15 protein-coding genes and 4 pseudogenes are annotated in these 19,006 nt (G+C 43.1%); 3 read left to right on the top strand and 16 right to left on the bottom strand.

The features are described 5' to 3' along the window. The first annotated feature begins 15 nt into the window (after positions 1-15). Together G596_RS24860 and G596_RS24440 are read left to right on the top strand one after the other, a co-directional pair. Entirely contained in the window at positions 16-180 is a 165-nt protein-coding gene (locus G596_RS24860; protein ID WP_022762041.1) for a hypothetical protein, read from the top strand. Positions 181-575: 395 nt separating this feature from the next. Further along, positions 576-698 carry a bacteriocin gene (locus G596_RS24440; protein ID WP_196805220.1) on the top strand — a complete coding sequence of 41 codons (123 nt, stop codon included), beginning with the start codon at positions 576-578 and terminating at the stop codon, positions 696-698. A gap of 117 nt (positions 699-815) precedes the next feature. Here the strand turns inward: G596_RS24440 and G596_RS0111740 are convergent, their stop codons facing one another. The 15 genes and pseudogenes from G596_RS0111740 to G596_RS26085 form a co-directional block, all read right to left on the bottom strand. Then, positions 816-2,282 (bottom strand): sugar ABC transporter ATP-binding protein, encoded by a 1,467-nt coding sequence (locus G596_RS0111740; RefSeq protein WP_242829186.1) that lies wholly within the window; start codon positions 2,280-2,282, stop codon positions 816-818. 34 nt (positions 2,283-2,316) lie between these two features. Next, positions 2,317-3,414 carry a substrate-binding domain-containing protein gene (locus G596_RS21940; RefSeq protein WP_022762038.1) on the bottom strand — a complete coding sequence of 366 codons (1,098 nt, stop codon included), beginning with the start codon at positions 3,412-3,414 and terminating at the stop codon, positions 2,317-2,319. Positions 3,415-3,540: 126 nt separating this feature from the next. Next, a complete protein-coding gene (locus G596_RS0111730) occupies positions 3,541-4,500 on the bottom strand; it encodes an ABC transporter permease (protein ID WP_022762037.1) in 960 nt (319 codons plus the stop codon). A gap of 181 nt (positions 4,501-4,681) precedes the next feature. Continuing rightward, entirely contained in the window at positions 4,682-6,016 is a 1,335-nt protein-coding gene (locus G596_RS0111725; RefSeq protein WP_022762036.1) for an ABC transporter substrate-binding protein, read from the bottom strand. 3 nt (positions 6,017-6,019) lie between these two features. After that, the gene (locus tag G596_RS0111720; protein WP_022762035.1) at positions 6,020-6,706 is read right to left on the bottom strand and encodes a response regulator transcription factor; all 687 of its coding nucleotides are present in this window, start codon (positions 6,704-6,706) and stop codon (positions 6,020-6,022) included. Then, positions 6,684-8,039 carry a sensor histidine kinase gene (locus tag G596_RS25545; RefSeq protein WP_022762034.1) on the bottom strand — a complete coding sequence of 452 codons (1,356 nt, stop codon included), beginning with the start codon at positions 8,037-8,039 and terminating at the stop codon, positions 6,684-6,686. The genes G596_RS0111720 and G596_RS25545 overlap by 23 nt, the downstream gene beginning before the upstream one ends. A 60-nt stretch (positions 8,040-8,099) precedes the next feature. After that, positions 8,100-9,029 (bottom strand): substrate-binding domain-containing protein, encoded by a 930-nt coding sequence (locus G596_RS0111710; RefSeq protein WP_242829187.1) that lies wholly within the window; start codon positions 9,027-9,029, stop codon positions 8,100-8,102. A 349-nt stretch (positions 9,030-9,378) separates the two neighbouring features. Further along, positions 9,379-10,344, bottom strand: coding sequence for a MarR family transcriptional regulator (locus G596_RS0111700; protein ID WP_081646732.1), 966 nt, complete (start codon positions 10,342-10,344; stop codon positions 9,379-9,381). Positions 10,345-10,582: 238 nt separating this feature from the next. After that, on the bottom strand, positions 10,583-12,907 hold the full coding sequence (locus G596_RS21930) for a glycoside hydrolase family 31 protein (protein ID WP_022762029.1): 2,325 nt from the start codon (positions 12,905-12,907) through the stop codon (positions 10,583-10,585). Between the two features lie 258 nt (positions 12,908-13,165). After that, positions 13,166-13,336 (bottom strand): annotated as a pseudogene (locus tag G596_RS0111685) (sugar O-acetyltransferase); the annotation flags it as partial. Between the two features lie 264 nt (positions 13,337-13,600). Further along, positions 13,601-13,819 carry a hypothetical protein gene (locus tag G596_RS0111680; RefSeq protein WP_022762027.1) on the bottom strand — a complete coding sequence of 73 codons (219 nt, stop codon included), beginning with the start codon at positions 13,817-13,819 and terminating at the stop codon, positions 13,601-13,603. A gap of 1 nt (position 13,820) precedes the next feature. Further along, positions 13,821-14,363: a hypothetical protein gene (locus tag G596_RS0111675; protein ID WP_022762026.1), complete on the bottom strand. Its 543-nt coding sequence runs from the start codon at positions 14,361-14,363 to the stop codon at positions 13,821-13,823. Between the two features lie 235 nt (positions 14,364-14,598). Next, positions 14,599-16,014, bottom strand: a pseudogene (locus G596_RS24435) (EcsC family protein); the annotation flags it as partial. A 25-nt stretch (positions 16,015-16,039) separates the two neighbouring features. Beyond that, positions 16,040-16,180: pseudogene (locus tag G596_RS24430) on the bottom strand (reverse transcriptase domain-containing protein); the annotation flags it as partial. Positions 16,181-16,615: 435 nt separating this feature from the next. Further along, a pseudogene (locus tag G596_RS26085) lies at positions 16,616-16,699 on the bottom strand (type IV secretory system conjugative DNA transfer family protein); the annotation flags it as partial. 584 nt (positions 16,700-17,283) lie between these two features. Between G596_RS26085 and G596_RS0111655 the strand changes: the two are divergent. After that, positions 17,284-18,240 (top strand): succinylglutamate desuccinylase/aspartoacylase family protein, encoded by a 957-nt coding sequence (locus tag G596_RS0111655; protein WP_022762022.1) that lies wholly within the window; start codon positions 17,284-17,286, stop codon positions 18,238-18,240. An 18-nt stretch (positions 18,241-18,258) separates the two neighbouring features. On the opposite strand, the gene G596_RS0111650 is transcribed toward G596_RS0111655, so the two are convergent. After that, positions 18,259-18,999: a DUF4198 domain-containing protein gene (locus G596_RS0111650; RefSeq protein ID WP_022762021.1), complete on the bottom strand. Its 741-nt coding sequence runs from the start codon at positions 18,997-18,999 to the stop codon at positions 18,259-18,261. Positions 19,000-19,006 lie beyond the last annotated feature (7 nt).

Genomic DNA, 19,006 nt, shown 5'->3' with positions numbered 1-19,006 from the left:
ATGGAGGTTTCTCTTATGTATATGTACGAACTGTTTCTTTCAAATGATGTAGAAGGCAAGAGCATTCACTTTATCCAGACAAACCACAAGGCAGATAACCTTGAGAAATGGCTTAGAAAGCTTGTAAAAGATAACACTATCACAGAAGATATTGCTAACGCAGTAACCTTCGTTTGGTAATCCATATATAACACTAACGGAAGATTCCAAAAGGGATCTTCTTTTTTTATGTTCACTTAAGTTTCGGATGCTAATATACATCCATCGGGAGATGAAAATCTTCTGGAAATAGCAAAGAAACTTTTTTCATACAATTCTTCATAACAACACGCCCGGGACAGCGCAGTTCCGGGCAACTTCAAAAACAATGCCGCGGTACTTGTAAACCAATACAAATGCAAATGATAGAGTACAACAGAATACCATGCTTCCCAAAACATCTCATATATGACATCTGTATTCGCCTCGTAGGCATAGCCACCGATTGACGATAAGAGTCTTGCAATATTGGGAGGGCAGCACGCACAGCCAAACCATTTCTGACGCTCGATTTTTACATGCCTCTTGTAAATGATATGGCTAAGGTAATAAATAACGATATCAATGAAATTGCTAAAAAGGTTGAAGAGTTGACAGATAAAGAGCTGGAAAAGGTTGCCGGAGGAGTTAAAAAACCTGCCCGGCCGGTCAGGTTTTGATAGGAAATAAATGTGAAAAGAAGAAAAAGCTAAATTTGAATCCTGACCAAAATATACAATAATAAAATAAGGCTACAGGAACTGATGATTTTTGATTTTCCTGTAGCCTTTATATTTTTACATTGTCGCGTATCTCATTATAGTTTCTTCCGAGAATTCATCCTTTTGAAGTTCTCCTGTTATTCTGCCTTCATTCATGACGCAGATCCTGTCACAGGTGCCTATGAGCTCAGGCAGTTCTGAACTGACCATGATGATGGATAGTCCCTGTTCCAGAAGGGAATTCAGAATAGTGTAGATTTCACGCTTTGATCCTACATCGACACCTCTTGTCGGTTCATCTACCAGAAGTATCTTGCAGTCTGCAGCAATCCATTTTCCCAGAACAACCTTCTGCTGATTGCCACCGGACAGGTTCTTTACGTTTGCATCTCTCCCCGGTGTTCTGATATTGAATAGCTTGATATATTTATCAGCCGCATCCGTTTCCTTTTTCCTGATTATCTTGCCAAACTTGTTGCTATATAGCGGTAATGCAGGAAGGGATACATTAAATACCAGGCTGTTATTCAGCTGAAGTCCTTCTACCTTTCTCTCCTCCGGAACTATGCCAAATCCTGCTTCCAGAGCCTGTTTGATATTATCAAACTTACACTCCTTCCCAAAGAGTGTGATCTTCCCACTATCAATTTTATCTGCACCTATGATGGCTCTCAGTGTCTCTGTTCTTCCTGCTCCGGCAAGGCCCGCCAGACCCAGCACTTCTCCCTTATGAAGCTCCAGTGACACATTATCCAAAACACCTTGTCTTGTCAGACCATCAACCTTAAGGACTACATCTCCTATTTTCACATCTCTTGAAGGATAGATATCGCTCATCTGTCTGCCAACCATCTTTTCAACAAGCTTATCCGTATCGTAATCCTTCGTCATGCCATTCTCAACCAGCTGGCCGTCCTTCATGATGGTTACCTTATTACACAACTCGAAAATTTCCTTGAGCCTGTGTGAGATGTAGACAAAGGATATTCCCTGATCAGAGAGAGATTTCACCAGTTCGAAAAGTGTCTTTAGCTCCTCATCAGCCAGTACTGCTGTAGGTTCATCAAGAACTATTATCTTAGCATTCTTGGACAGAGCCTTGGCGATTTCAACCATCTGCCTCTTAGCCACACTTAAGTTACCTACGAATTCGCCGGGATCCACAGGCAGATTTACACGGTCCAGAACCTCCTTTGCATCAGCTTTCATCTTAGCGAAGTCAATTTTCCCAAATTTGTCCGTCGGATACCTGTTCTGATATATGTTTTCTGCCACGGTAAAATGAGGCAGGAGCATGAGTTCCTGATAGATAACAGCGACTCCCTTTTCTATCATCAAAGCAGGTGTCGGGTGTTCTATCTTTTCACCATCAATGATGATTTCTCCCTCATCGAGGGTATAAGCTCCTGACAGAATTTTCATCAGTGTGGATTTTCCTGCACCATTTTCTCCAACTAATCCCAGTATATCTCCGTCGCACAGCTCTATTGACAGATCGTCCAGTGCCTTGACACCCGGAAAAGACTTTGAAATATGATTCATCTTTAACATGAGCGTTTTCTTCCTTCACTTTTTATTACTGAAGACCTGTTCCAAGGTGCTCAGCAACGTTCTCTTTTGATACAAGAGTGGGAATACAGTTTACTACTTCATCCTGGGGCTGCTTTGTAAGTACATTGTATGCAGCGATCATAGCCTCGGGGGACATTGTAGGATAGATGATCGTGAATGCCATCTGTCCGTTCTCAACCATCTGGAATGCTGCTTCTTCGCCGTCCATACCTGTGATGAGAATGCCCTCGTTATCACGTCCTGCAGCAACTACTGTCTCAGCAACAGCTTCTGCCATGGGATCGTTGTGGCAATATATTGCCTGGATTTCGCCTTCACCATACTTCTGAAGCATATCTTCCATGTAGGAAGCAGCCTTTGCAGAATTGAAATCACAATCCTGTGAATCTACGATTTTGATATCAGGATACTTGGAAGCTATTGTCTCTTCGAAACCTGCCTGACGATCGATTGCAGCAGATGATCCGGTAGTTCCGCATACTTCTATGACATTACCTTTGCCGCCCATCATCTCTGCAAGCTTATCTGCAGCCATAACTCCCATTTCCTTATTATCAGCTACAACCTTTACAGTAACAGGTGTATCTACTTCACGGTCCATTGTTACAACAGGAATACCTGCATCCATTGCCTCCGCAACAGCATCTGTCAGACCGTCTGATGTAAGAGGTGATACCATGATAAGGTCAACGCCTCTTGATATAAGGTCCTCAATATTTGCAGCCTGAGTTGCAACGTCGCCCTGTGCATCCGTTTCAACCCACTGCAGATTCGGATAATGCTCCTTTGCGTATTCCTGATTTCTCTCCTTGATTGCGATTGTATATGCAGCATCAGTTGCTCTCTGTGCATATCCTATTGTAAAAGTTTCGTCTCCGCCGGGTTCATCTGCTGTGGCTGTTGCCTCGTCTTTTATCTCTTCTGTCGAAGCCTCTTCTGTAACTTCCTCTGCAGCCTCTTCTGCCACTTCTGTCGTCTCTTCTGCTACAGCCTCTTCTTTTGCAGGCTCCTCTGTCTTTGTCTCGGCAGGAGCAGATCCGCAGCCTGAGAGCGATACTACCATCACACCTGTTAATAATGCAGACAATACTTTCTTATTCATTTTCTTCCTCCTTATCTTATAAAAAGATACATGTAAGTTGCGACGAATTCTCTCTTCGTCAGTTCTATTTCACATCGGGAAAAGTGAGGGCAATTATCTACTTCCCGAAAGTAAAATCATTTGTAATTATTTCTTTTTCGCAGAGATACCACCAATAAGTACTGCAAAGATGACTATCAGACCCTGTACGATATTCTGCATGTAGGAGTTTATTCCAACCAGATTCATAATGTTTGATAAAACTGTAAGAAGGCATGCTCCAATAAGAGTTCCCGATATTTTGCCGACACCTCCCATGGTGGATATTCCGCCTATGTAGCACATTGAGAGAGCATCCAGCTCGTAGCCTTCACCTGCTGTGGGATCACAGGAGGACAGCTTTGAAGTGAGAACAAGAGCTGACATGAAGCTAACAAAAGCTGTAATTATAAAGCAGATGAGCTGCGTCTTTTCAACATTTATTCCGTTAAGTCGTGCTGCCTCTCGGTTATCGCCTATAGCGTATACACTTCTTCCAAACCAGGTGTATTTAAGGATGTAAAATCCTATAAAGAACATTATCAGGAAAATGATCACAGGTACGGGAACGAATCCAACATATCCCTGACCGATGAACTTGATATCAATTCCGGTTGCTCTCCAGTTCTGTGGTGAGCCGTTTGAAATGTATTTCGACAATCCTCTAAGCGCTGTCATGGAACCAAGTGTCATGATGAAAGGAGCAAGCTTACCTTTTGCAATTCCAAGTCCGTTTAAAAATCCTATGAGTATCGCAGTTGCAAGCGTGATCGGTATTGCTATAAAAGGACTAATATTATTCTTGAGCATCTGTGCGATCATGATTCCGTATACCGCGACCTGTGATCCTACCGATAGATCAACGCCGCCTGTCAGACAAACAAATGTCATTCCCAGAGCAATGATTCCGTTTATGGAAATCTGTCTCATGACATTTATGATATTTGCTCCTTTTAAAAAGCTGGGACTTACAAAGGCTCCTACTATGCACAGCGTTATCAGTGCCCACAAGGTCCCCATTTCAGAAATCCATTTTTTTGAAGACTTCTCTTTTTTTGCTGAGTTCATAACAATCCTCCCATACCTTTATGTAAATCTTTTTTCTTTTCAGCCCGGTTCTTTGTATTTGACTGCTTTAGAATATAAAAAAAATGACGCCGGTATAAGTACCAAACGTCATTACTATTTGTAAACAAATATCATATTTTTTAATGACAAATGTCACTTGCAAAAATCACATTTGCCGTTTTTAGTTATGAATGGTTTTGAGAAAATTGTTGATGCTTCTGGCCTGGATAACCTGCTCCATGCGGATATTTGCATCACTTTTGAGTAACTCACTAACTCCCGTATCCACCGCATTAACAGCTTCATTAAACCCTGAAAATCTGTGGGTAAAAATAGCATTCTGCATGGTATATTCCAAGGTCTCTATATTGGGACTCTCATCCATTCCGGGGAGCATCTCATTTTCCTTTACAAGTTCAGCCTCCGTCACATCCCTGCATACGGATATTCCTTCAGAGAACTCAAATATCCCTGCCTGAATATCTTCATCACAGGTGAGCAGCTTCATAAATTCCCAGGCTTCATTCTGCATTGGAGTTCCCGAATACATGGCAATTGATATCAGATCAAGAATAGATGCATTATGACCATCAGGCCCTGCCGGCATTGTAAGATAATCCCAGTCAAAATCCGCATATCGGCTTGCATGAACGGGATTGTTCAAATATGTTCTGTAGCTTGAAAAATTCATGGGCCAAAAGGCGACATTACCGTGCTCAAAAGATATGTCGGCACTACCGCTTCCTGAGTACAGAACATCCAACTGGTCAAGGAACATAAGTGCATTGTACACTTTCTCATCAGTAAAGTTGCTCTCCGTTCCCTCCTTGTTGAATAAAGTCACGTTGTTTGAGGCAAATGCCTCCTCCCAGGAATAATCAGCTACGCCTACCTGATCGATCGTTCCGTTGCCGTCTGTGTCCTTAGTGACCTTTCTACATATGTCGTAGAAATCTTCCCAGGTCCACTTTGAGGAAGGCAGTTCTATTCCTTCATTTTGCAGGATTGTACGATTTACAAACATCAGGTCCGGTGCACATTCCACTGGAAGTGAATACCTTACGCCATCAGCTTCTCCGGCTGAATATGCAGCCTCATAAAAAGCTCCGGCATCAAAGTCTTCGTCTTTTTGTATCATTCTATCCAGATTTTTAAGTGCCCCTATGTCGCGAAGCATATTGAAATCTTCGGGAATAACAATAAAAACATCCGGTGCAGTCCCCTGTATTATCTGCTCTGCCAGCCACTCAGAATAGTCATCCTTCAGGATTCCCTTTTCATAAACAACCTTTATATTAGGATTTTGTTCCTCATATTTTTCAATCACGCTGTCTATGAATTTGTGCTGATTTCCGTTTTGCTGGTTCCAGTAGCTGTCCGAAAAAACGCCCACCGTCAAAACATTTTTTTGATGAAAAGGAATCGATCTCCACCAGTCCGTTGTAAGGAAGATAACAATTATCAGAATAAAAAGGGAGAGCCAATATTTAATTTTTTTATTATCACGCTCTGTCATCTTTTAATTCCGTTCGTTGTTTTTATTGTTCATCCTGCTCATTGCATCTGACTGCACAGCCCAGATTGCAAGCTGAGTTCTGTTCTTAAGCCCCAGCTTATTTAATATATTGCTGAGGTTATTCCTTATTGTTCCTTCGGAGAAATTGAGCTTTGTAGCAATCTCCTTATTTGACAGACCTTCAACAATGCCTTCGATGATAGCCCATTCGTTTTCCTTTATCTCATTTATACTCTGCTCGTCAACCTCAACTGAGTCCTTTGATTTAGCCATCTCTGAAAAGAGCTTTAGTACTTTATTGGTGATATCATCATTCATAATAGCCATGCCGCTGTGGACTTTTCTGATTGCTTCAATGAGCTCCTCAAAGGAAACGCCCTTTAACAGATATCCGCTGGCTCCGTTTTTAATCGCATTGAAGACATATTCATCATCGTCAAAAGTTGTAAGTATTATTATTTTGATATCAGGTTCGTTTTCCTTGATTATCCTGGTGCACACAACCCCATCCATCTTGGGCATGCGCACGTCCATCAGGATCACATCGGGCTTATTTTCTCTGATGCTCCTTATGACGTCCGTTCCGTTTGATACAGCATCGGTTACCTCAAAATCTTCAACTCCTCCCAGTATCATTTTAAGACTCTGACGCATCAGCTCCTGATCATCAGCTATCAGTATTTTGATCATGGTTCCAGTTTACCTCCGTTCCCCAGCGAATCGGTATCTCTGCGCGAAGCAAAAATCCGTTATTTCCATCACAATATAATTTTCCGTCGAGCATCTGCAAACGCTCCTCCATATGGCTAAGTCCAAAGCCCTTATTAAGATCCGGACATCCGCAGCCATTATCCCTTATGATAATGTTGATCACATCATCAATCTTGTTTATCATGATCCAGATATCCTGAGGTTTTCCGTGCCTTACAGAATTAGTGATCCCTTCCTGAACGGTTCTATAGAGTGCTTCCGCTTCATCTTCGCCAAAAGCATCCCTCAAATCCACAACGCAGTTATAGTGAAAACGAATACCGGTGGACCTGCGCATTTCATCTATCATCTGCTCAATCGCAAGATCAAGGGGCATGCTTTCAAGGCCATCGGGTTTTAAGGCTCTCACCGATCTGCGTACATCCTCCATCCCTCGGTGAGCGACCTCTGAGATAGCCATTAGCTGTTCCTTTACAAGCTCTCTGTTAGTGTCGAACAGCATGATGCAAGCTTCTATTCCTGTTACAATTCCTGTAAGTGAATGCCCTATCGTATCGTGAATCTCTCTGGCCAGGCGGTTTCTCTCACTAGTCTGTGCCATAAGTGCCGACTTTTCGGAGTACTCCTCAAGCTTGGCATTTGCATCCCTTAGCTGTTCGTTCAGTGACAAGATGCGTTCATTTTCACTCATCTGAATTCTGACGATGAGGAACATATAGCACATGAACAGAAATACATTAAAAAGCCTTCCAACATTTATTATCCCCTGGAATATTTTCGCATAATCGCTTCCGTAGTAATTCAGGTAATCCGAAAAATCTGTTACCGGAATCCAGATGGATAGTATCTGACTCTCCAGCAAAAAATAACATACTCCAACCAGCACAAAGGTTATGTTTCGGTTCCATCTGCCAATGGGACGCCTTATCAGATTGGCGATTATCATGAGGAACATACCCATGTAGCAAAAGCTCATAATTCCTGATAGTACAATAACGATTATTGTCTCTGCTATGAGTTTCAATAAAAAATGTATCCCCGGGTCTGTCTCCGTTGTGAGCAGCAACAGCAGACATGCATAAAGAAGTCCCGATGAAAGTATCGACTCAAAAGGACGCGCAGGAATATGCCTGGAATTCATGAGAAATGACAGCGCAGAGCCTTCATGAACGTATCCCCAAAGGGCATGATACATGATAAATACTATAAACAGCAGCATCCAGAAATTAAGGTGCATCATGAGATTCACCAACAGATCCGGAAGTCTGTAATCTTTTTCTATTATTGTGTTATTGCCATCTGTGTTCTTCATATTGCTTTATTGTAATTTATTATTCTAATGCATTTTGTCTTGTTGCTATTTGTTTTATGGTTACTGCCATCTGTCTTTTTCAAATTGACTGATGTTATCCTGTGTCACGATATCGACTGGCACCGTGATACTTTTTTCTATCTCATTACCTGCAATCAGGTCGTATAGAACATCTGCTGCTTTCTCACCTATTTTCGTGGGAAACTGCACCACCGAAGCCTTCATCATTCCGGCAGATATCAGGGCCTTGGCATCAGGGGAAGCATCCACAGCGTATACGTTAACGCTCCCTGACAGCCCCTTTTCCTGAAGGGCTGCCACTACGCCTTCAGCAGCAGGGTCGTTTAAGCAAAATACCGTGTCAAAATCATGTCCTCCCTTAAGGTATTCGCTCATCCGTTGAAGTGCCTTTTCATACTGACCGTTGCAATCAATCTGGCACTCCACCGTATAGTCAGGATTCCTTGAAACTGTATTCAGAAAACCTGCCACACGCTGCCTTCCGGATACTGCACTGGTGTGAGTCATGACCACAATTTTGCCGCTTTTTTGCGTCTGTAACATATATTCTCCGTCAAGACACCCCGCATTGTAATTGTCCGAAACAATAGTGCAGTTGATAAGATTCTCCGTACTTACATTTGAATCCACAACAATTACAAATACGCCTTTTGCCCTGGCTTCGATCAGCACATCCACAAGGCCGTCCGGGTCCACCGGAGTTAGGATCAGAGCATCAATGCCCATTTTCAGCATCTCCCTTATCTGTTCCTTCTGTCTCTTCACATTCATACCGGGATCACGCAATATCACTTTGTCACCCTCGGCCTCAACTCTAACTCTGACCTGCTCATGAATTATCCTGAAAAATTCATTGTTCATGGTCATATAGCTTGCGCCTATTAGTCTGGAGCCTTCCTTCTGATTTTTGGATAGATCAATAGATTTAATAGATATCAGAATTCCTACTGAGAACAGAGCAAGATACACTACTGCCAAAGCAAGGCAGTATACCTTTTGGTATTTTTCTTTCTTCTTGAAATTATTAATAACGCCCAAATTCAGATCCCCACATAATCACTTTTTTCGTTCTCTATACAGCGAGACTTTTATTCCATTTTGCAGCTCATAAGCCATCTCGAAATGATAATTCATCATTTTCCGGCAACAATGTTAAAATTGCCTCCAACCAATAAAACTTATAACTTTGCGTCGGAGACTCCAGCATGCGCGCAAATCTTTGAATATTAAGCTTATTCTCATATAATGAGCCTATTTGTAATCCTTGTATAGCAGTCCTCATAACCGGCAAAATACCTGGCAAATTCATCTAAACCTATTACTGCCACTTAATCTCCTCCAAAACATTTTCTATTTCTCTCTGGACCCTGGGATCTTTTGTATCCTTCAACGAGTAATAAAGGGATAACTTGTCCACTATTCCGTTATCGCATAGCTTCAGCGGATCATAATTCCACAATTCGACCTTGCATATCGCAGAAGGATTTTCCCATTCCGGTCCATCAACGATTTCAAAACCATCTACAATCCTATCTTTCTTAAAACATGCATATACACTTATTTCCGGTGGGTTTATCATACTGATTTCAGACAATGCATAATCAGAAGCCTTAGGAAGTCTTGTAACATCTTCTGTTTTTCTCACATAGATAACATCACTGACAGGACTGGTAAAAGAAGCGCTTGCGAGCTCAAACAGTTCTTTTGAATCAATCACTCGTCCCACTTCGACACTACGCCCATTTCTTTTCTCTTCGATAAATCCCCTGGAGACAAGTTCTTTTGTGCTCCTTGTTACGTAAACAGGATTGAGCCCCAACCTTTCAGACAACTCTTTTTTTGTAAAATCAGCTTTTACATTATACGCCAGATAAAGAAGAATCATCTGAGCATTTGATGTTAGCTTTAGTAAGCTGTTTCCTTGGTTCCCTGAAAACTTCCTACTGAAAAGTATTCCTAAAAACGGCAAATAAATCTGAGTCGGAACCATTATGAAAGGAATGTGATGCTTTACGTATGCATTCCTGTTATTCTTTGTAAGAGTCTCAAACCAGAATGCGACCGGTACACCAAGTTTATCTTCGTATAGCATCTTTTCTTTATAAAGTATTCTGCTGTCAATTGCAGATTGAAGCTTTACTATGAAAAAAGAAAACTGTTCATGTTGCGCTGTATATATGGTTCTGCCCGTAGTCAGGTATCTTGGCAGACCATTCTTTTCAGTCTTCTCAGATATTGCAAAAGATAAACCAAATGCATTTTCTAATTCTTTCTCAATCATCATAATTACACCTATATAATTCTTTACATAGTTATTGTAATAGTTTATATATATGTAATTATAAATCTAGAATGCCCTGATTTCAACTATTACCTATTGTTACCACACCACTGTCAATTTAGAGAATCCGGTCCGACACATGTCCATCTTTGAGATTAGAAATAGCTGCATCCATCATATTTATAGTATTTTTTGATATGGAATAATCATCACTCTTCATTGCACACCTCACTCGTTTTCCTTATCCGACCACCCGGTACCGGATCTCTCCAACCCGGAAGCGCTCATCTCCGGTGGTTTCGGTAGTGAATTCTTTTTTCCGATCATCCCATTTTAATTGGGTAATGCAGTACTGTCCCTGTTTATAGCCGTATCCGTCTCCGGCATCTTCATACAGGCGGAAGGTGGCATCTCTTCCTGGATAAACGATCACCTCCGTTACCGTATTCTTCTGGGCGTTTGTGCAGACGGCAGCCTCTTTTGCAGGGATCAGCGATCCCTCTTTTACAAACACCGGAATGCGCGCCAGCTCGCAGGAAAGCTCAATCCTTTGGCCTCCGTTGTAATACTGTTCCGTTTGCATCTCATACCAGCCGCAGCCCTTCGGCAGATAGATGCTCCGCTGGTCGTCTTCTCCTGTAACAGGGCAGATCATAAGGCTATCTCCCAGCATATACTGATCCCAGATTTCGGACACCCGTTCATCCTCCGGAAAGTCGAAGAACAGTGGCCGTATGATCATACCATCCTCCATGGAGGTGGCAGCGCCGACGGAATACAGATAGGGGATCAAGCGATAGCGACCACGAATGGTCTCGCAGATCGCTTCGTACACCGGATCTCCTTTATCTCCAAAGGCCCAGGGTTCCCGTTCCACATCGGTGCCATGGGCACGAAAGATCGGCAGATACGCCGCCCATTCCAGCCAGCGCACATACAGTTTTTTGTATGCATCATCGATCCCTTGCGGATACTTCCCCTTCCAGTACCAGAAGGGTCCTTCTTTGACAAAAAAAGCGCCGGTATCCATGGTCCAGTAGGGCATGCCGCTTGCTGCCATCTGCAGACCGCACCGGATCTGCTGCCTCAGGCACTCCCAGGAAGCCGCTGTGTCACCGGACCACAGGATGGTACCGTATTTCTGGCTTCCTGCCCAGCCGCTTCGGGTCAGGTTTACCACTCGTTTGTCGGGATAGGTGCTGCGCATCCCTTCCCAAATGGTCATAGCATGGTATCTTCCGTAGGCATTAGCTTTTTCCAGTGGCATGATCGCCGCAGCATCCTCTTTGAAGGCTACGTATTTTTCTCCGTCGGAGGGTTCCATGATGTGTTCCCATTCCGGAGAGATCGGCTCGCTGGAATCGCACCACCAGGCATCCACGCCTGCAGGTGCCAGCCCTCTTACTACCTGCTCCCAGTACAGCTTTCTGGCTTCTTCGGAAAACGCATTGTAAATATCGGTTCCGTGCAGAAGCATTCCCCGCTCCCGAAACTCCCGGTTATTCTCTGTATTAGGGCTCATATTGGGCCAAATGGACATCATAAAGTGTATGCCCTGCTCATGAAGACGCTCCACCATGCCGGCAGGATCCGGGAATCGCACGGGGTCAAAGCTTTTTTGTCCCCACTGTCCATCCTCCCAGCTAAGCCAGTCCAGGATCAAAGTGTCCACTCCGATCTTCCGGTTCCGGAATTCTCCCGCCGTATCCAGGATCTGTTCCTGGCTTTCGTACCTCTCCTTGGACTGCATATATCCATAGGCCCACAGTGGCAGCATAGATGCCTTTCCCGTAAGCCTCCGATAGTTTTTTACCACCTGAAACAGATCCTCTCCAAAGAGGAAATAATAATCCAGATAGGCGTCTGCCTCCGTCTGCAGAAAGGCTTTTCCATGGTTCTCCGAAAACAGTGCCGGCGATTCCGTGCTCAGCAGGATACCGTATCCGCCTGTGGATACCAAAAGAGGCATACCGATCTTCCGGTTCCCCTGATGGACATAATAGGATACATGCCTGAGATCCCATTCTCCGTGTTCGCCCTGTCCGAGACCAAATAGCCTTTCAGACTCTGCAAAGGAGAAATACGTCCGGGTGCGGTAAGCCTCCCCATAGGCTTCCTTTTCCACCGCCTTCACCTTCTTTTTAACCCCATCGGCGGTCTGGATCTCTTCTACCTGCAGGTCCTTCGTGGGGATCGTGCGATACAGCGTGATCTTTTCCAGTTCTCTGGGCAAATCCTGCGCTTCCCGAAGAAGGCTCCGTCCCATGGAATCCAGAAAGGTTACTGCACCGCCGGCTCTGCTTACTGTGACGGTGCCTTCCGCCGTACAGATCCCAATCTCATCCCCGCTCTCTGTAACGATAAAAGGGAGGCTACCTGCAAAATCCTGAAAAAAACTACCCTGCTCTCCTGCAAAGGTATCGTCCTCCGAAAAAGAAATCCGGACGATACCGCCCACCTGAGGCATTACCCGCAGCACGCCATATTCCGAATGCAGAAATACAGCGTTTTCTGTTTTTCTTACTTCTGTAATGTTCCTCCTTTTCGGAGGAATCACGTTCATCATAGGCTTATTTCCTTCTCTTCCCCATTTACTTCTACGATCCGTTCTTTCTTTTCAAAGCTCTGCTCTTTGAGACGCTTTATCTCCCAATCGGTTACCTTTAACTATTTCCAACAAACTATTTCTAATATATCAAAAAGAGACGCCGCTTAACAGCAATTAGTACTGCTAAACAGCGCCTTGTTTTACCAATCAATAACATCGAAGAACTCTTTAATATTGGTGTTTTTCTTATCCAATTGGTAATTGTTTTCATACGAATCACTTATAGTCATCCACATCAAATTTTCTGTCTTTGAAATAATAATCCCTGTCATCTTCAGTGATTTCCCTGACTATCCTGCATGGATTCCCCACAGCGATAACATTATTCGGAAGATTTTTTGTAACAACGCTTCCCGCACCGATAACAACATTGTTGCCTAACAATACTTTTTCTGCCCATCGCACTCCCCCTTCATGAAAATAGTCTCTTATAAAAATTGCTTTATTCCGGAACATTTTTATTGTACTTTTTATGACACAGAAAAAGATTCCCCATTATGTGATACTTTATCAGGATTTGTGATATTGCCACATCTATTCCAAAGATATCATCATTTCAATCCCCACATAAAGAGATCCAAGGCATCAAAAAAGAGGACTCCGAATAATTCTCGGAATCCTCTGACATCACAGACTTATGAAATTGACACATCATGCATGAACTGGGACGCCGGGGCAAAGCTTATCCAGCCTCTCATTGCACTCCGCTTCGGTAATATCACCATTTGAACAAAGTTCGATGATGTTGCCCATTTCCTTACTGATACGCATGAACTCTTCATCTGATATCCCATGGTCTGCATACTGTTTTGCCAGCTTGTTATAAAAATCAGCTCCAATATCAAAGCTTCTGTCGTCAAATCCGCTCATATCAAATACCTCCTTCAGAATAGATGAATCCATATTCTGATGCATGTTCCCTGAGAAATGCGATCATCATATCATTTTCAATTCTGGCTCTTACGTCCCAGGTAAGGTCTGTAGGAAAAATCTCACCTGACTTTATCAATTCCATGATCCTGTTGCTAAGTGCATCAGAACCTGTTGCGTTCCACGCATTATTTATGAATGACAGGCTCACAGCTGCATCACTTTTTCTCTTTAATGAAAAATACGTGCCCTGCGGTGTAGAAACCCTGCACTCAAGCAATCCGTCCAATACTGCACTCTTTATATCCTGCCTGGAAAAACATCTTCCGGTGGGATGATTATGAGTAAAAATTCTGTCCTTTAGAAGTTCCTGCGGTGGGAAAACTGAATGCTTATCTCCATAGGTAACATCCACAATCACGCCCTGACAATTGATGGTAGTTCCCACTTCTATATCTAGCTGCATCTTTTCCTGTTCCACTTCATGAAGAACATTTGCTATGGCATCCTTGTTTTCATTATATTCGTCAAAAACCGTTTTCATATTAACCCTGTCTTTCTGTGTTGCCTATAATTTTATCATCCGGCAATTTATAAGACAAGCATCCATAAATTGCCATGTTTACTGCGTCTGTCCTGGTCTAATCCTTCCGTTATCTGCCTATCATAGTCAGAGCCCGCAGCTGCCTGAGTGCCACCTGTCTCACATCCGGTCTCTCTATGCAGTTAACCGTTTTGCCATGATTCTTATCTCCTTTCATTCTCACCAATATCGACTACTACACTTCTATATTTAGCCCCTGAGCCTTTAGCAAGTTTGAAATCACATCCTTTGTAGATGGACCATTCTCAGGACCTCTCACCTCTTCATATTCCACCTCTTCACCATTATCAAAACGTAAAACCAAAAGCCTAGATAAAGTATCATCCGGCTCAAATGGTCGGCTATCCCCAGCGGAAATACAATTTTTTAATTCCTCAAAAACCTTTTTGACGTTTTTCTTTCCTAGGTCATATTTAAGAGTAGTGCCTGCAGTTTCCTTCCTATCAACTGAAAGTCCACCTTCTTTTCCCAAGTTAACTGTTACTTCTGCAGTCTCCGGTGAGATAGTCCTGTTATCACATACCATTTCGCTTAATGATATGTTCGCTACGTAAAGTGAAACACTTGCTATATCACTGTCCGGAAGCGATTTTCTCCATTTATCTTCTCCCGCAAACAGTATTGTCCCCTTCGGAAAGGAAATACTTTGATCTTTAAACTCAACATAGTAAACAATTGCATTCTTCTTATCATGTGAAGGGGAATCTACTGCATCATCAATTAGGTAATGATTTCCATGATCATCAACAAAGTAATCCCAACTCAAAAGTATTTTCTTTGGAGCTGTAATAACATGGCAAAGCATGCCCGGATTAATCTTATCGGGAATAACCTCTTGAACTGTCATTTTTACTCGTGATCTATCCGCTTGTATTTCATCACGTTTAGATTTAAGTGTAGATGAAAGATTTGTTATACCTCCTGAAACCTTGTCTTTTGCTGCAACAAGTCCGGAAATGGAATTATTAGCAATCGGTTTTGCTTTTTCACCCAGGAACGCTGTAGCTCTTCCTAGCTTATCCGCACCTTTTTCAGCCATAGGCGCAACAGTATCTTTTATGGTTTTCGCCGCTTCACCAACCTGTTCTCCCATAGACTTCCGTTCTTCCGGGACTTCTTTATCAATGAAGATAGTTATGGCATTCTCTGCTATGATCTTTGTTGAAGCAACGTCAATTGTTCCACCAATAACGCCACCTGCTACAGGGATTAATTCAACAAGATTAACTGCTCCTTTACTTCCAAATTTCGTTATCATCCTAAAGCCAACTTTTTGGTTTATAGCAGTTAGAACCTTTCCCGGTATTTTTGCTATGGCTGCTTCAGATATTTTCTCTCCGATTTTTATACCTGTTTGCTTAATTATATCTGCCACAGCTGTACCTGTCAGACATGCGTATGCCATTGTTTGAACCTGATCTGAGCGAATGTCAAATCCTCCCATTTGGGCTATTGCTGCAATCATCCTTAATTGCACATAAAGGACACTACCAACATTGGCAGGTATTGCTACCGGAAGAGTAATGATACCACCAAGCCCTGTAAGGAATCCTGAAGTTCCGCACTTTGCAATCTGGTATTTTGCTAATTCCTTAGCTGCAGATCTAGCATCATCGTAGACGGATGTTTTCTTCTGAGCCTATAATCTCAATCAACTTGTAAAAGTTGTTACCGTTTTTGCTTGCTGCATACAGTGAATCAAACACGCCTTGCATGTTGTAATACTCGTTGTATCGCAGCTTGGGTTTCTTCGGCATAGTCTATGTCCTCCATACGGAGTGAACATATCTCTTAGTCTTACTCGAACCTATACCATTTCGATTTGATTTGCGTATATTTGCATGACTAGAGGCCTTCCCTCCACTGCTTGTTATCTTATAGACCTCCGGCATATCGCATCCCATGCCCCTTACTCTCTCTTTCATGCGGGCGGGCTCTGGCCACTTTTGTACCAACACTACTTTTGAGATTTCGTGAGTTTAGGTCAACTTCTGCCGACTTCACCGAGCTTCTTACACTTTGGCTTCTACTAGCCTTGGTGCAAGTCGGAGGATTAAGGATGCCTTTCAAGGCGTTACCCTATCATTCGACATATCGTGTGTTCAGTTCTCCAGCGAACTGATTTATAACTATTAAGTTTTCAATCAGGCGACCGCTGTGCCGTAACTTTTCATTACGGAACGTGCCGCACGTCCCTTGGGATCTGTTACTACATAGGATGAGTGCATCTGAAGAAGGTTAGGCTTGATAAAAAATCTCGTCTTACCGGAGCCGGAACTGAATACTTCCTATCGAAGATCAACTCGAGTCTGTCCTTCACCGCTTTGGCAAGGTCCTCTTTGAATGTATCGAAATCCATTCATACACCTCTTTCTGTATAATCGAGCCGTTGTTGGTTGCTGCCCTGCGGTTTTCGCCGCCAGGCCTTACAGCATGAAAAAAGCACCAGTCCCACAAATGCACTTACGCACTCATGAGCTGATGCCCGGTTCATGTCTTTATTCTCTTGGCCAAGAAAAAACAAGGAAGCATTTGGCTCTTGCCTGCTCCCTTGTCCATCATAATAATATCATGCCCTAAAAAGCCTTTCAATTATCACGGCATTATCAATTTGTTCCAAAACATTATCACAGCGTTTCAGAACGTTATCATATCGTTATCATTCAAATTTGGTTTTTGACACCGAATTCCTACAAAAAAAACCTCAGCACTTAGCAATCGTCCTAAGGCTGAGGTTCATTAGATATGGTACTGATGTTTATGGTTTTTTGTGTACGCGGGAGCTATGTAACCCCCTAGGGGGCTTGAAAGTCCCGGTCCTAACATGATAACCTTGGCTCTGAAGTGAGGTTTAAAAACTATGGAGAAAATAAATATAGCCGGACACGAACTTACCTCCGGCAAGACGATAAAAGATCATATACATGTCGGCGGAACTGAGATACACATTCCCCACATCATCATCTGCGGAGAAAAGCCGGGCAAAACCGTTCTTGTCACAGCCGGCATTCATAACGCAGAATATGTCGGCATTCAGGCAGCTATTGAGCTCTCTAATGAGATTTCTCCCAAAGACCTTTCAGGAAATCTTATCATCATCCCCTTAGCCAACAGGTCAGGTTTTGAAAACAGAACCATGTCCCTTGTTTATGAGGATGGCAAGAATCTCAACAGGGTCTTCCCGGGAGACAAGGATGGTTCAGCCGCGGATCGCCTGGCAAGCCTTCTGTTTGATGTTTTTATTAAAAACGCTGATGCTTACATTGACCTGCATAGCGGAGATGGATATGAGACTCTTATCCCCTACGCATACTACGTGGGAGCTTCTCCTGCCAGCGATATTGCAAAAAAGATGGTAGACTGCGTCAACGCCTCCTACTGCGTAAAGAGTACCTGTACCACCGAAGGCGCCTACAACACAGCATCCATGGCCGGAATCCCCAGTGTTCTCATAGAGCGCGGTCAGTTAAGCCTGCTTCCAAAGGATGAGGTACAGGCAGACAAAGAGGATGTGCTGAACATTTTGAAATTCCTTGGTCTTATTGAAGGAGAGTACAAGACATATCCCAAGACAGAACTCAGAGAATTCAGTGATGACGCCCCATTCACCGGCTGCTGGTATCCTGAGAAAAAGGTGGGAGACAGATTCTCAAAAGGTGATAAATTTGGTGAGATAAGGGATTACTTTGGAAGGCCCCTTCACACAGCCATTGCCGATACTGACGGAGTTCTGATCCACCAGTGCTCATCTCTTAGCATAATAAAGAATGGTCCCATGGTGACCTACGGAGTAATACAAAAACAGGATGCATGTTAAACGCATCCTGTTTTTGTATTACCTTTTAACGTATGTGAATGTTGAAGCTATCTCTTTGCTGTCATAGATTCCGGGAATTCCTTCCGCCAGCGGAGTTCTTGTAACGGCCATATACACACCCTTTTTCTCCACTGAGAAGAATATCCTGCCTTCCTCATCTGTGTTCAGGATTCTCTCAAAATACTCTTTTCCATCATAGAACACAACATCTACCGTGGATCCCTTAAGCGGGAATTTGTCGTGAATAAGCTTTAAATGAAGCACATCGGTGTCTGCTTCCCAAGGATCGGGAACGAAGCTTACTCTGGACTCATGGATAAATTCGGGAGTCCCCTTCTTATCTCCAACAGTTATGTTTGTCACATATATCTGAGGATAGTTCTTGGCATCAAGAATATCAGGATATGTCCTTCTGTCGCCCTCATAATACACGTCTTTTTCATCTCTTACATAATTGTTGTCATAGATACACATAAGGGTGTAAATGCCCTCAGAAACTGGCGTAAAGCGAAGCTCATAGTAGTCTCCCTGCTCATCGCCCGGGCCCTTTACAGGTGTTATTGATATTCTGTTGCCTTTTTCATCTGTGGCAAAGGCTCTTATCTCATCAAGGCGAAAGAATCCGTCAGGTCTCATGTGATGTCCCCATCTCATTATTCCGCAGACTTCTTCCCCCGGCTCATATACACTCTTATCAGTGATTATCCAGGCTTCGTGGCCATATACCATCATATCTGTAGTATCAATTCCTCTTCTCATCTCAAAC

The sequence above is a fragment of the Butyrivibrio sp. AD3002 genome (assembly GCF_000420905.1).
Taxonomy (GTDB): domain Bacteria; phylum Bacillota; class Clostridia; order Lachnospirales; family Lachnospiraceae; genus Butyrivibrio.
This window is presented reverse-complemented; position numbering and strand designations above follow the sequence as displayed.

What these genes read in the sequence shown, in the direction of transcription:
- G596_RS24860 (WP_022762041.1), top strand. Translation starts at nt 16, where the DNA reads ATGTATATGTACGAACTGTTTCTTTCAAATGATGTAGAAGGCAAGAGC.
- G596_RS24440 (WP_196805220.1), top strand. Translation starts at nt 576, where the DNA reads ATGGCTAAGGTAATAAATAACGATATCAATGAAATTGCTAAAAAGGTT.
- G596_RS0111740 (WP_242829186.1), bottom strand. Translation starts at nt 2,282, where the DNA reads ATGAATCATATTTCAAAGTCTTTTCCGGGTGTCAAGGCACTGGACGAT.
- G596_RS21940 (WP_022762038.1), bottom strand. Translation starts at nt 3,414, where the DNA reads ATGAATAAGAAAGTATTGTCTGCATTATTAACAGGTGTGATGGTAGTA.
- G596_RS0111730 (WP_022762037.1), bottom strand. Translation starts at nt 4,500, where the DNA reads ATGAACTCAGCAAAAAAAGAGAAGTCTTCAAAAAAATGGATTTCTGAA.
- G596_RS0111725 (WP_022762036.1), bottom strand. Translation starts at nt 6,016, where the DNA reads ATGACAGAGCGTGATAATAAAAAAATTAAATATTGGCTCTCCCTTTTT.
- G596_RS0111720 (WP_022762035.1), bottom strand. Translation starts at nt 6,706, where the DNA reads ATGATCAAAATACTGATAGCTGATGATCAGGAGCTGATGCGTCAGAGT.
- G596_RS25545 (WP_022762034.1), bottom strand. Translation starts at nt 8,039, where the DNA reads ATGAAGAACACAGATGGCAATAACACAATAATAGAAAAAGATTACAGA.
- G596_RS0111700 (WP_081646732.1), bottom strand. Translation starts at nt 10,344, where the DNA reads ATGATGATTGAGAAAGAATTAGAAAATGCATTTGGTTTATCTTTTGCA.
- G596_RS21930 (WP_022762029.1), bottom strand. Translation starts at nt 12,907, where the DNA reads ATGATGAACGTGATTCCTCCGAAAAGGAGGAACATTACAGAAGTAAGA.
- G596_RS0111680 (WP_022762027.1), bottom strand. Translation starts at nt 13,819, where the DNA reads ATGAGCGGATTTGACGACAGAAGCTTTGATATTGGAGCTGATTTTTAT.
- G596_RS0111675 (WP_022762026.1), bottom strand. Translation starts at nt 14,363, where the DNA reads ATGAAAACGGTTTTTGACGAATATAATGAAAACAAGGATGCCATAGCA.
- G596_RS0111655 (WP_022762022.1), top strand. Translation starts at nt 17,284, where the DNA reads ATGGAGAAAATAAATATAGCCGGACACGAACTTACCTCCGGCAAGACG.
- G596_RS0111650 (WP_022762021.1), bottom strand. Translation starts at nt 18,999, where the DNA reads ATGAGAAGAGGAATTGATACTACAGATATGATGGTATATGGCCACGAA.